The sequence below is a fragment of the Halosubterraneus shenae genome (genome assembly GCF_050510935.1).
In the GTDB taxonomy this organism is placed as follows: Archaea; Halobacteriota; Halobacteria; order Halobacteriales; family Haloferacaceae; genus JBDGPU01.
Window position 1 is genome coordinate 40,537 of record NZ_JBNLVO010000003.1, and the last position, 12,556, is coordinate 53,092.

Here is a 12,556-nt window from a genome sequence, read left to right on the forward strand (position 1 = left end):
GGGCGGGTGATTTAAAAGGTCCTGCGGAGATCGGACTCACCCAGCGCGCATGCCTCCCGAGACGAAACGTTGAAACGCCGCTCGCGCGAAGTACGTGACATGGAACTGCGGGTTATCGACAAGACGGACGAGGAACTTCGCCTCGAGGTCGCCGGCGAGGACCACACGTTCATGAACGTCCTCAAGGGCGCGCTCTTAGAGACGGAGGGCGTCGACGCCGCGACGTACGACGTGAACCCTCAGCAGTCGGGTGGACAGACGGAACCAATCCTGACCGTGAAGACGATCGAGGGCGACCCCCTCGACGCCGTGGAAACGGCCGCGGACAACGTGATGGACAAGACGGCGGCGCTGCGCGACGAAGTCGAAGCGGCCTGAGGCGCCCGCGTTCTCTCGACGTTGCTCGATTCGATAGCGGCGCGCTCGTTCGGTAGCCGATTGCGCCGGTCGCTGGTGATCAGGAGCCGTCAGTCAGACGCCGCCGGTCAGGCGCCCAGCCACGAATCGTCCGGGATCGAGTGGTCCATCGACCGGCAGATCTTCGCGCCCTGTTTGCGTACCTCGCGGGAGGTCGGGAACGTCTCCTCCGTGCGGATCTGCTCCTGTATCCACTCGAGGAGCTCGCCGGCGGCACTCCGGCCGGCGACGTCGCGGACCTCGTCGAGCGCCTTCCCGTAGGCCTCGCGTCGTGACCCGGCCTTCTCCTTCGCGTCCTGTCGCGTCGATACGTCGAGGACTTCCACGGCGATCGCGTCGATCTCTCGGAGCTGTTGTTCCGTTTTCGACATACACCACCCTTCGGCGAGCATCGTGTTAACTGTGCCCACATTCGGCAGCGAGCCGGCGCCGCCGAACCGGACTTATAAATTCCGGACCCCCGTGTCTGGTAGACGTGCTCTCCCCGAACCTCCTGCTCACGGCGGGCCTCTTTCTGACGTTGCTCGCGGTCGGGGGGCTCCTCGCGAACCGCATCGGCCAGTCGGTGATTCCGGCCTACATCGTCGTCGGGATCCTGATCGGGCCGCACGCACCCTCGGTCGCGGGCGTCTCCCTCACGCTCGTGGAGTCGACCGAGTTCGTCCGCTTGCTGGCCGAACTCGGCGTCGTCCTGCTGCTGTTCTTCGTCGGACTGGAGCTGAGCCTCTCCTCGCTGGTCCGGAAGCGAGCCCAGTTCGCCCGCGCCGGCTTCGTCGACGTTTGCGTGAGCTTTCCCCTCGGCATCGTCGTGGGACTGCTCTTCGGCTTCCCGTTGCTCGAATCGCTGTTCGTCGGGCTCATCACGTTCAACTCCTCGACGGTGATAATCGCCAAGTCGCTGCTCGACCTCGAGTGGATCGCCAACCCCGAGAGCGAGGCCATCCTCGGCGTCGTCGTCATCGAGGACATCCTCACCGCGGCGGTCTTCGCGGTCCTGTCCGCCGTCGTCATCGGGTCCGCCGACGTCGCGTCTCTCGGCCGAACGCTCGGGCAGGCCGGGGCAGTGCTGGTCGTCCTGGCGCTGGTGGCCTACTACGGCAGCGAATGGGTCGACCGCGCGTTCGACGTCCGGTCGAACGAGCTGTTCCTCCTCGCGGTCCTCGGCGTCACGACGCTCGTCGCCGGCCTGGGGCTGGCCTCGGGGGTCAGCGAGGCCATCGTCGCGTTCCTCGTCGGCGCCGCCTTCGGCCAGACCTCCCACACGGCCCGGGTGCAGGACCTGATCGCCCCGAGCCGCGACCTGTTCGCCGCCGTCTTCTTCCTCGTCATCGGGCTTGGAACCGACCCGCGGCTGGTCGTCTCCGTCGCCGGGCTGGTCGTCGTCGCAGTGCTCGTCACCGGTGCCGGGCAGCTGGTCAGCGGGTACGCGGCGGGGCGGAGCTACGGGCTCTCGGTCGAGCAGGCCTCGCGCATGGCGAGCGCGCTGGTACCGCGCGGGGAGTTCTCCCTCGTGATCGCGGCCTTCCTGGTGACCGCCGGTACGACCGAGACGCTCCGGGCGACGATCCCGGCCTTTACCGTCGGCTACGTGCTGCTCACGAGCATCCTCGGAACGATCCTGATGCGCAACGCGGCACTCGTCGAGCGGGTGGCACGGCTCCGGTCCGCGACGGAGTAGCGAGCTACCCGACCCGCATCCTCCTCAGTCGGTTCCCTCGACGAGCTCGCGGAGGGCGGCCTGCTCCTCGCGCGTGCCGATCGACACGAGCACGTCGCCGGCTTCGAGCTCGAACTCCGGTTCCGGGTTCGGGGTCGTCTCCGTCCCGCGCTGCACGGCGATGACCGTCGCGCCCGTCTCCCCGCGGATCCCCGTCTCCGAGAGGCGGCCGACGACCGGCGAGTCGGTGGGGAGCTTCACCCATTCGATAATGGCGTCGCCGAGGGGGACCGAGAGCTCCTCGACGGAGACCGATTCGAAGTACGCGCCCTCGAGCAGCGACCCGAGCTTGTTCGCCTCCTCGCCGGTCATGTCGAGGCACTTCTCCCCGTCGCTGGCGCCGGCGTCGCGCCGGTAGAGCTCACAGCGACCGTCGTGGTGGATCACCACCGAGGCGACCGTCCCGTCCGACAGCTCGAGGTCGAACTTCCGACCGACGCCTGGCAGCTCCGTCTCGTAGACGCTCATACGCGTCGTCCGGGGGCGACGATGATAACCCTGTGGTCAGAACAGGCCGAGCACGAACCCGACCCCCATGCCGACGAGGACGACCGCCGAGAATATCGGGAGGTACGGCGTGTACTGCTCGACCTGCGCCTCGAAGTGTTCGTAGCCGCCGATGAGCAGCAGCGTGAGCGTCACGATCCCCCCGATCACGGTGAGCGCGTAGGCGGTCATCAGCTCCAGGCAGTGGGCCGACCCGGCACAGAGGGCGATGATCTCGAACTCCTCCTCGTGGGCGAACCCGAGCAGGAACGCGAACCAGGCGATGGCGAACAGGCCCCGGTCCGCAGCCTCGTCCAGGTCGCCGTGATCGTGTGAATGGCCGTCGACGAACGGGAGGACGCTTTTCAGGCCACCAGCCCAGCCCGAATCGGCACCGTCGCTGGCGACGGCATCTCCGTGGTGGTGGCCGTGGGAGTTGTCGTGGGCGTCTTCGTGATCGTGAGAATGGTCATGGGCGTGAGAGTCCCCACGAAACTCGCCGACGCTCCCGTGTGAATGGCCGTGGAAGTACTCGCGGAGGCCCAGGACGATCAGCAACACGCCGGCAACGAGGCTGACCGGCCCGCCGATCTGCAGGCCGCCGAGCACCGTCATCGGCTCGTTGACCTGGGTGAGGTCGAAGTACGCCTTCGCGTAGAAGAAGACGCCGACCATCGCGATGCTGCTGATCAGGTGGCCGATGCCGATGATCAGGCTCGCGGCCAGCCCGGAGAGCCACTTGTTCGTCTGGTCGAGCGCGTATGTCGCGGCGACGGGCCAGCCGTGGCCGGGTTCGATCCCGTGTACCCCGCCGAGCGCGATCGCCCCGAGCAGCAACCCGAGTTCCTCGAAATGCAGCATTCGTTACGTTCTGGTTCCGGAACCACGGCATTAGGGGTTTTTAATACCGGAACCCGTGGAGCGTAATACGACGGCCCCCCATGCGCACGAGCTTCAACATCCCCGACGAGATCGTCGACTCGTTCGACCAGGTCTGGCAGGAGCAGGGTCTCGACTCCCGGTCGCGAGCGGTCCGCGAGGCGATGCTGGAGTACGTCGAATCCCACTCACGCCTCGAAGCGAAGTCGGGCGAGGTCGTCGCTCTCGTCGGCTTCGACTATCGGCATCACGAGGTGATCGAGGAGCTGCACGCCGTCCAGCACGATTACCAGGACGTCATCCTGAACACGAGCCACACCCATCAGGGGGAGTGGTGTCTCGAATCGCTGTTCTGTCGCGGCCCCGCCGAGCGCGTCCGCCAGCTCATCTATCAGCTCCGCGATTTCGACGGCGTGCGGCGCGTGAAGGAGATGATGATCCGCGACAGCACGGCATAGGGTCGGCGACGGTCGACCGTCGTGAGCGTCGCGATCCTTCCGGATCCGGGTTACCCCGGTCAGTTATGCCGACGTACGTTGAATCGTTGCCATGGATAGACGATCGCTGCTACGAACCGGTATGACCGTCGGCGCCGGCGCCGTCGCTGGCTGTCTGGGCGGCGGATCGTCGTCGCCGGCGTACGAGACCGGCTTCGAGTCGGGGATGGAAGGGTGGGAGACGGACGCCGGGATCGGTCCCGAGGTCGACCTCGAGGAGTTCGAGTGGGAGATCGGCGCCTCCGAGGAGCAGGCGGCCGCGGGCGAGCAGTCCCTCCGGATCTGGAACGAAGGCGATTACGACGACGGCACCTGCTGGGCCGTCCACCCGATGCCCGTCGAATCGGGACAGACGTATACCGCCACGGTGTCGGCCCAGTTCTGGAGCGAGTCGGAGTCGTTCAACACTATTCGGCACGCAGTCATGCGACTGGCGGCCGAGAAACCGACCGCGGAAGCGGACTTCCCCGACCCGGGACAGAACACGACGGAACTCGGGGAGACGCCGTACGGCGGCCTCCGCGAACCGCTCTGGCTGGCCGACGGCTGGCGGGAGTACACCTTCGAGTGGACGACGCCGAAGCTCTCGACCGACGAACTCTACGTCGCGCTCGGCACGAGCGTCGTCTGGGAGACGGCTGCGACTCACTACGTCGACGACGTCACCGTCGAGCTGGAGCCACGCTGAGTCCCAGGGGTTCATTTCCCGCGGGTGACGTCACTTGCTCACGATGACTGACCGACTGAAAGACGCCGCAGGTGGTCGCTGATGACCGACGACGAGTACGACTTCGAGAGCCTCGCGGTCGGCGCGGCCGGCGACGGCCCGTCGCCAAGCACGAAGGACATCGCGTCGCCGATCCACCTGTCTGCGACCTTCGGCCTCGACTCGGCCGGCTATCCCGAGAAGGGGTACACTTACAGTCGGTTCGCGAACCCGACCCGGGACGCGCTACAGGACCGGCTGGCGAACCTCTAGAACGCCAGCCACACGCTGGCGACGGCTTCGGGGATGGCGACGATTTCGACCGTCTGCCTCTCGCTGCTGCGACCGGGCGACCGGGTCGTCGCCTCGGACTCGCTGTTCGGCGGCACGACCACGCTGTTCGAGGAACTCGCGAACCGCTTCGGCGTCGAGGTTAGCTACGTCGACGCGACCGACCACGACGCCGTCGCCGACGCGCTTGACGCGTCGACCGAGCTGGTCTGGGTCGAGTCCCCGACGAACCCGCTCCTGCACGTCTGCGACATCGAGGGCCTGAGCGACCTCGCGGCCGAGCACGACGCGACGTTCGCCGTCGACAACACGTTCGCGACGCCGTACGGCCAGCGTCCGCTCGAGCTCGGCGCCGACGTCTCGGTGTACAGCACCACGAAGTTCGTCAACGGCCACTCGGACTCCGTGGGTGGCGTAATCGCGACGAGCGACGACGACCTCCACGAGGAGTTCCGGTTCGTCCTGCAGGACCTGATCGGCGCGCCGCTGTCGCCGTTCGACAGCTTCCTCGTCCTTCGCGGGCTGAAGACGTTGCCCGCGCGACTGTCCCTCCACGAGGCCAACGCGACCCGCGTCGCGGAGTTCCTGGCGGACCACGACGCGGTCGAGACGGTCAACTACCCGGGCCTGGCGTCGCACCCGGGACACGACCTCGCAACGGAGCAAATGAGCAACTTCGGCGGGATGGTCTCGTTCGAGCTCGACGGCGACGCCGCCGAGGCCAGGGCCTTCGTCGAGGACCTCGACGTGTTCAACCTCGCGTTCAGCCTGGGCGGCGTCGAATCGCTGGTCGAGCACACCGCGAGCATGTCGGCCGCGCCGCTCTCCGCCGAGGAACGCGCCGAGGCCGGCATCTCGGAGTCGCTCGTGCGACTCTCGGTCGGGCTCGAAAGCGCCGAGGACCAGATCGACGCGCTCGATGCGTCGCTGGAGCGGATCTGATCCCTCGCCGAGACGTGTTTAAAAGGGACGCCGCCGTCAGCGTGGCGTCGCCCGCGTCGCCGTCGCCTTGAACGAGGCGACGACCTGCCGCCCGGGTTCGAGGGCGAGCCGTTCGCGGCTCTCCTCGGTCACGAGCGCGAACAGCGGGGCGGGCGCGTCGACGTCGACGGTGACCTGCGAGATCGACTCCCCCCGTTCGACGTCGGTGACGGTTCCCTCGAACCGGTTCCGTGCGCTCGTCGACCCCGCCTTAGGCACGTCCGCCGGGTCGTGGAGCGTGACGGCGTCCGCGCGCAGGCTGATCTGGACCGCCTCCACGTCGGGGGGCGTGATCGCCCGAACCTCACCGGCTTCGGTGTCGACGATGCCGAGCTCGCCGGACCGCTCCTCGACCGTGCCGTCGAGGACGGCCTCCGTCGTCTCCGCCACCGAGGAGTAGCCCTCGCGGAGCCGGTCGAACCGTGCGAGCAACTCGCGTGCGCGGTCGGTCAGCGTACTGCCGCCGCCGCCGGATCCCCCGCGCTGGCGCTCCACGAGCGTGCCGAACGCCTCCTCCAGCGCGGTCACCCGCTGGTGGCAGCGCGAGTACGACCGACCGAGCACGTCGGCCGCCTCGTGCAGCGACCCCACGTCGTCGATCGTCCGCAGCAGCGTCGCGTCGCGCGACGCGAACTCGACGTCGTCCGCGCGGAGCTGTGCGGCGAACTCCTCGTTCATACGTCGGCTTCGCGGGGCAGCCGCAAAACAGTTCTGTCGGGACAAGGAGCCCGCCGCCCCGACCTCGCACCGGCGTGCGAGGTCGGGCTCGATGCGCGTGCCCATCGAGAGTCGAGAGCCTCACCACCTGACCAGTTCCCGCACGCCGTATTTCGTCGATACGACGCCGACGAACGTGGCGGCGCCGGTTATCGCGGTGGCGCCGCCGACGAAGAACACCCACTCCATACCGACGCCGTCCATGAGGTACCCGCCAACCAGCGGCGCGAGCAGCGCGCCCGGGCGCCACACCAATCCCCGAATGCCGAAGCTGCTCGCGATGCCGCTGCCTTTCCCCTCGTCGGCGAACAGCGCCATACTGGCCGGCTCCCGGAAGCTGTCGGCGACCCCGAGCAGCCCGTTCAGGCCGAGCATGACGAAGAAGACCGCGGGGACGGTGCCGAGGAACGGAAGTGACAGCGACAGATCGAGGCTCTCGCCGAACGCCGGGGCGAAGGGGATGAGCACCCCGATCAGCCCGTAGCTCAGCCCGCCGACGGCCACGAACAGCCCGCGACCGTAGGTGTCCGACAGCCGCCCCGTGAGCGGCTGGCCGAGCATGTTGGTGAATTTCTCCGCGGCGATGACCGCGCCGACGGCCGTGGCGCTCAGCGCGAGGCCACCCCTGGCGACTGAGAGGCCGACAAAGATGGGGACCCAGTTCCGGACGAGCGTCACCGACACCGCGTACTGGGCCCGGAAGCTCGTGATCGTGAGGATCCGGTCGTTTAGCGCCAGGTCGAAGAACGCGAACTCCTTGATGCGCGTCTCGTCGCGCTCGACGAGGAGCCAGACGGTGACGATGGCGACGACGAACAGCACGACCAGCGCCGCGAATATTGGGGAGAACCCGTAGACGTCGTAGAGCGCGCCGGCACCGAGCGTGCCGGTGATCCCCGCCGCCATCCGCCAGGAGTTGTACTTCCCGATCTGGTTCGCCCGCTCACCCTTCGCGGCGATGTCGCCGACGAGCGCCAGGCTCACCATCCCGGTGCCGACGACGCTCAGCCCCTGCAGCGTCCGGGCCAGGATGAAGCCGAGCGACGTCTCGACGAGCGTGAAGAGGGCGTACGCGACAGCGCTGGCGGCCAGCGAGACCAGCAGCACCAGCCGCTTGTCGTAGCGGTCCGCGGCCCACCCGACCGGGACGATGGCGACCGTGCGACCGACGCCCAGGGCCGTTACGAACAGCCCCGCGACGACCCCGGTCGCGCCCAGCGTCTCGATGTAGGTCGGCAGGAGGGTCAGCAGCGTGATGAACCCGAGACTGCCGACGAACCGCGTCAGATACAGCGGGTAGAACTTAAACCGGTCTCGCATACACGGCAGTGCTTATCCCTCGCCGTTAATCCCTCCCCCTTCGGTTAATTAGGCCGATATCGGGCCGGCGGCGCTACCCATCTCTCCGGTCCAGTTCCCGATTTCCGCGTGAAGATGAACGGCGAGGGACGGTTACTCGGGGCGCTTCGGCGGCAATCCCGCGAGCCAGCGACCTGGAAAACCGGAAGGCCGACTTAAAACCCGAAAGCCGACTTAAAACCCGAAAGCCGACTTAAAACCCGAAAGCCGACTTAAAACCCGAAAGCCGACTTAAAACCCGAAAGCCGACTTAAAACCCGAAAGCCGACTTAAAACCCGAAAGCCGACTTAAAACCCGAAAGCCGACCTAGAACACCAGCCGTTCGACGAGTCGACCGAGGAACCCTGGCCGCTCCGACTCGTGCGTGTGGACCTCCAGTGCGGTGCAGTCGACGGCGTCGATCACTCTGTCCATGCGACTGCCCCAGAACTCGTAACGAAGCCTGTGGTTCCGGCTCACTACGAGGAAGTCCGCCGTCCGCGCGACCCCAATGAGGTCACCCACCGACCCGTCCGTTTCCACGATTTCTGTCGTCACGGGTGCAGAGCAGAGGTCCACCAGCTCGGACTGGTACTCCTCGATAGTCCCCCGGAAATCGGAGGTTGCGGAGGTTTCCACGGCGTACACCAGTCGAACGGGGACGCCGAGTTCGCTCGCGAGAGCGTCGGCGATCCGGACTTTCGACGGGTCGTACGGGCTCCGGTCGGTGAGTACCGTGATCTCGTCGACGTCGCCGAACTCGCGGTCCTCCACGAGCACGACGTCGCACGGCGAATGGCGAAGTATCCACTCGACCGGGCTCCCGAGCAGTCGGTGCTGGAGGCGGCCCGGATTCCGTTCCATCAGCAACGCGTCAGCATCCTCGTGCTGTGCGAAGTTGACGACCGCGTGTCTCGTGTCGTGACTGACGATCTCGCCGTACTGAACGGGGACGTCGAGGTCCGCGGAGACGCTGCTCGTCTGGGCCTCGAACTGGAGGTCGGCGGGCGACTGGACCTCCGCCGCGTACTCGAGTGATACCTGGTCGGGGACCTCGTCGAACTGGATCACGGTCACCCCGCCGTCCCGTTTTCGAGCCACGTCAGCCGCGATCCGGACGAGTCGCCGTTCACGTTCCTCGCTCGTCCCCTCGGTAAGCGCGACGAGCACGTCGTAGACGTCCTCGTCGAACGAGGCCTCCGTCCGGTCGATGACGCTCCGACCCGTCTCCCGACGAACGGTGTCAATAGCGACGCCCTCGCGGTCCGTCCGTGGGCGAGCGTAATACCAGTACCAGCCGACGCTCCCGACCGTGATGACGGCCGCCCCGGCAAGCGCCACGGCACCCATCTGCGTGAGCAGGACGATTCCGCTGAGAACACCGAACACCTGCATCGCGGGGTACAGCGGGGACTCGAACGTCGGCTCGTAGCTGTCGAGGTCGGCGCGACGGAACGCGATCAGGGCCAGGTTGATCAGGATGAACACGAGGATCTGGAACGCGCTGGCGAGCTTCGCGATCTCGAGGATCGGCACGAACGCGATCAGGACGAGCATCACGATGCCGGTCAACGTTATGGCGGTCGTCGGCGTCCCGAATCGGTCGCTGACCTCGGCAAACCGCTCGGGGGCCAGCTTGTCCCGGCTCATCGCGAACGGATACCGGGACGACGACAGAATGCCGGCGTTCGCGGTACTGACGAGGGCCAGTATCGCTGCCAGGACGACGGCGACGACACCTGCCCCCGCCAGGGTCGACTCCGCGGCGACCGCCATCGGCGTCGCCGTCCCGGCGAGGTCGTCGAGCGGCGTGACGCCGACGATGACGGCGACGATGAGGACGTACAGTACCGTGGTGAACCCCAGCGACCCGAGGATGCCGATCGGGATGTTCCGGCCCGGGTTCTCGACCTCCTCGGCGACGCTCGCGATCTTCGTCACGCCCGCGTAGGAGACGAAGACGAGCCCCGTCGCAGCGAGGATGCCGCCGACGCCCTCGTCGAAGAAGCCGGCGTATTGCGTCGTCGTGACCGCCGGTGCGCTCCCGTAGATGAACCAGACGAGCGCAGCGAGCATGACGGCGACGATGCCGACCTGCAGCCGTCCCGTCTGTTTCACGCCCAGCATGTTGACGACGATGAGGACCGCTGCCAGCCCGAGCGCGACCGGTTTCACTGGAAGATCGAAGAGCAACACGAGGTAGGGAACACCGCCGACCAGCGCGAGGGCGCCTTTAAACGCCAGGGAGAACCACGTGCCGACGCCGGCGACGGTACCGAGGATCGGTCCCATCCCCCGTTCGATGTAGATGTACGTCCCGCCGGCCTCCGGCATCGCCGTGGCCATCTCGGATTTACTCAGTGCCGCCGGCACGACGAGGAGCCCGGCTATGAGGTACGCGAGGATGACACCCGGCCCGGCGATCTCGACCGCCAGGGCCGGGAGAATGAAGATACCGCTCCCGATCATCGCGCCGATACTTATCGCCAGTACTGCTGGTAGTCCGAGGTCACGTTCGAGCTCTTTTGTCATGGAATCTGTCGTTGAATGAGCGGCGACTGCGGGGGCCGACCGACGGGTATTCCCGGGGAAAACAACACCCCCTCAGTTGCTACCGGACGGTCGCACTTTCACCAGCACATCGTGTGTCGTGGTATGTGTATAAATACGTGGACACACGGGTGAGACGGAAACGAGCCGCAAGGACCGCTGCGTTCGTCCCACACGAACCGCTCCGACGACAAAACAACTTGGATCCCGTTCGGCCGGGTCGGCCGGGCAGCCACGTCGGAACCCGATCGACCTCGCCGCGGGGGGCACGGATAATCGACCTATCGGTCACGGAGCGCTCCTGAGTACCGTTCTCGGTGGCCGACTGGCGATCGAGGATCTCCGCCTCTATCGGGGGCAGAAACGGCAGTTTCTGCAAGGCGGTCGGATGCCCCGAACCCGCGACTATATACGTCGTGGTCAGCAAGTTGTGAGTACCCGAAACACGCGTGTCCCCGGGAAGGTCTGTTCCTTTCGGTCGGCGGCGCGGATCTCCGATCCGTCGGTCGCCGAGATCGAGTACACACCGGCTCTCCAGCAGTAGGCGGACCCTCACAGGTTCTGGGATCGCTCTGATCGGACACCACTATGGAAATCGAAATCACGACGATCGGCGGCTACGAGGAAGTCGGGCGCCAGATGACGGCGGTCCGTGCCGGGGATGACATCGTCATCTTCGACATGGGCCTGAACCTCTCGAAGGTACTGATTCACGACGACGTGCAGACGGAGTCCATGGGGTCGCTCGACCTCATCGACATGGGCGCGATCCCGGACGACCGCGTCATGAGCGACCTCGACGGCGACGTGCAGGCCATTGTCCCGACGCACGGCCACCTCGACCACATCGGCGCGATTGGCAAGCTCGCCCATCGGTACGACGCCCCCATCGTCGCGTCGCCGTACACACTCCAGCTCGTGCGGGAGGAGATCGACGACGAGGGGACGTTCACGGTCGACAACGACCTCATCGAAATGGACGCCGGCGGCACGATGGCCATCGGCGACTCCGAGCAAATCGAACTCGAGTTCGTCAACGTCACACACTCCGTCATCGGCGCGATCAATCCGGTTCTCCACACGCCGGAAGGGGCCGTCGTCTACGGCCTCGACAAGCGCCTGGACCACACGCCCGTCGTCGGCGACCCGATCGACATGCAGCGCTTCCGCGAGATCGGTCGCGAGGGCGTGCTCTGTTACATCGAGGACTGCACGAACGCGAACCGGAAGGGCCGGACGCCGAGCGAGGCCGTCGCGCGGAGCCAGCTCGAGGACGTCATGCAGAGCATGGCGGACTACGACGGGGGGATCGTCGCCACGACGTTCGCGAGCCACATCTCCCGCGTTACGAGTCTCGTCGAGTTCGCCGACGACATCGGTCGTGAGCCGGTGCTGCTCGGGCGGTCGATGGAGAAGTACTCCGGCGCCGCCGAGCGGATCGGCGAGGTCTCGTTCCCGGACGACCTGCAGATGCACGGCCACCGCCGGAGCATCGACAACGCGATGAAGCGGATCATGGACGAGGGGAAGGAGAACTTCCTCCCCATCGTGACGGGCCATCAGGGGGAGCCGCGCGCGATGCTCACCCGGATGGGTCGCGGGGAGACGCCCTACGACCTCTCGGAGGGCGACAAGGTCATCTTCTCAGCCGGGATCATCCCGGAGCCGACGAACGAGGGCCAGCGGCACAAGTCCGAACAGCTCCTCCGGATGCAGGGGGCCCGGATCTACGACGACGTCCACGTCTCCGGCCACCTCCGTCAGGAGGGCCACTACCAGATGCTGGAGGCGATCCAGCCGGACAACGTCATCCCCGGCCATCAGGAGATGGAGGGCTTCTCCGGATACGTGCAGCTGGCGAAGGGTCGCGGGTTCAGCGTCGGCGAGGACCTCCACCTGATGCAGAACGGGAGTACAGTACAGCTAGTATAAGGTCAACCGGGAACCCCAACTCTCCGGACAGCTGGCTCGTCGCC

The 12,556-nt window shown here is 66.6% G+C and carries 11 protein-coding genes and 1 pseudogene; 6 read left to right on the top strand and 6 right to left on the bottom strand.

Going from position 1 to position 12,556, the window contains the following annotated elements; genetic code table 11:
• Positions 1-99 precede the first annotated feature (99 nt).
• Positions 100-378: a DNA-directed RNA polymerase subunit L gene (locus tag ACQE3M_RS06660; protein ID WP_430504773.1), complete on the top strand. Its 279-nt coding sequence runs from the start codon at positions 100-102 to the stop codon at positions 376-378.
• Between the two features lie 107 nt (positions 379-485).
• Here the strand turns inward: ACQE3M_RS06660 and ACQE3M_RS06665 are convergent, their stop codons facing one another.
• Entirely contained in the window at positions 486-788 is a 303-nt protein-coding gene (locus tag ACQE3M_RS06665) for a hypothetical protein (RefSeq protein ID WP_430504774.1), read from the bottom strand.
• Positions 789-892: 104 nt separating this feature from the next.
• Here ACQE3M_RS06665 and ACQE3M_RS06670 point away from each other — a divergent pair, with 104 nt between their 5' ends.
• Entirely contained in the window at positions 893-2,095 is a 1,203-nt protein-coding gene (locus ACQE3M_RS06670) for a cation:proton antiporter (RefSeq protein ID WP_430504775.1), read from the top strand.
• A gap of 24 nt (positions 2,096-2,119) precedes the next feature.
• Here ACQE3M_RS06670 and ACQE3M_RS06675 read toward each other — a convergent pair whose 3' ends face one another.
• Positions 2,120-2,602: a cation:proton antiporter regulatory subunit gene (locus tag ACQE3M_RS06675; RefSeq protein WP_430504776.1), complete on the bottom strand. Its 483-nt coding sequence runs from the start codon at positions 2,600-2,602 to the stop codon at positions 2,120-2,122.
• Between the two features lie 36 nt (positions 2,603-2,638).
• Complete coding sequence (locus ACQE3M_RS06680) at positions 2,639-3,481, bottom strand: hypothetical protein (protein WP_430504777.1); 843 nt, start codon at positions 3,479-3,481, stop codon at positions 2,639-2,641.
• 80 nt (positions 3,482-3,561) lie between these two features.
• Here ACQE3M_RS06680 and ACQE3M_RS06685 point away from each other — a divergent pair, with 80 nt between their 5' ends.
• The 3 genes and pseudogenes from ACQE3M_RS06685 to ACQE3M_RS06695 all read left to right on the top strand — a co-directional run bounded on the left by ACQE3M_RS06685 (position 3,562) and on the right by ACQE3M_RS06695 (position 5,935).
• The gene (locus ACQE3M_RS06685) at positions 3,562-3,957 is read left to right on the top strand and encodes a CopG family ribbon-helix-helix protein (protein ID WP_430504778.1); all 396 of its coding nucleotides are present in this window, start codon (positions 3,562-3,564) and stop codon (positions 3,955-3,957) included.
• Positions 3,958-4,048: 91 nt separating this feature from the next.
• Positions 4,049-4,684 (top strand): hypothetical protein, encoded by a 636-nt coding sequence (locus ACQE3M_RS06690; RefSeq protein ID WP_430504780.1) that lies wholly within the window; start codon positions 4,049-4,051, stop codon positions 4,682-4,684.
• 81 nt (positions 4,685-4,765) lie between these two features.
• Positions 4,766-5,935: pseudogene (locus ACQE3M_RS06695) on the top strand (trans-sulfuration enzyme family protein).
• A gap of 36 nt (positions 5,936-5,971) precedes the next feature.
• Here the strand turns inward: ACQE3M_RS06695 and ACQE3M_RS06700 are convergent.
• The 3 genes from ACQE3M_RS06700 to ACQE3M_RS06710 all read right to left on the bottom strand — a co-directional run bounded on the left by ACQE3M_RS06700 (position 5,972) and on the right by ACQE3M_RS06710 (position 10,562).
• A complete protein-coding gene (locus tag ACQE3M_RS06700; RefSeq protein WP_430504782.1) occupies positions 5,972-6,652 on the bottom strand; it encodes a TOBE domain-containing protein in 681 nt (226 codons plus the stop codon).
• Positions 6,653-6,772: 120 nt separating this feature from the next.
• A complete protein-coding gene (locus tag ACQE3M_RS06705) occupies positions 6,773-8,011 on the bottom strand; it encodes an MFS transporter (RefSeq protein WP_430504784.1) in 1,239 nt (412 codons plus the stop codon).
• Between the two features lie 346 nt (positions 8,012-8,357).
• Positions 8,358-10,562 (bottom strand): amino acid permease, encoded by a 2,205-nt coding sequence (locus ACQE3M_RS06710; RefSeq protein WP_430504786.1) that lies wholly within the window; start codon positions 10,560-10,562, stop codon positions 8,358-8,360.
• Positions 10,563-11,168: 606 nt separating this feature from the next.
• Between ACQE3M_RS06710 and ACQE3M_RS06715 the strand changes: the two genes are divergently transcribed.
• Positions 11,169-12,512 (top strand): RNase J family beta-CASP ribonuclease, encoded by a 1,344-nt coding sequence (locus ACQE3M_RS06715; protein WP_430504789.1) that lies wholly within the window; start codon positions 11,169-11,171, stop codon positions 12,510-12,512.
• Positions 12,513-12,556 lie beyond the last annotated feature (44 nt).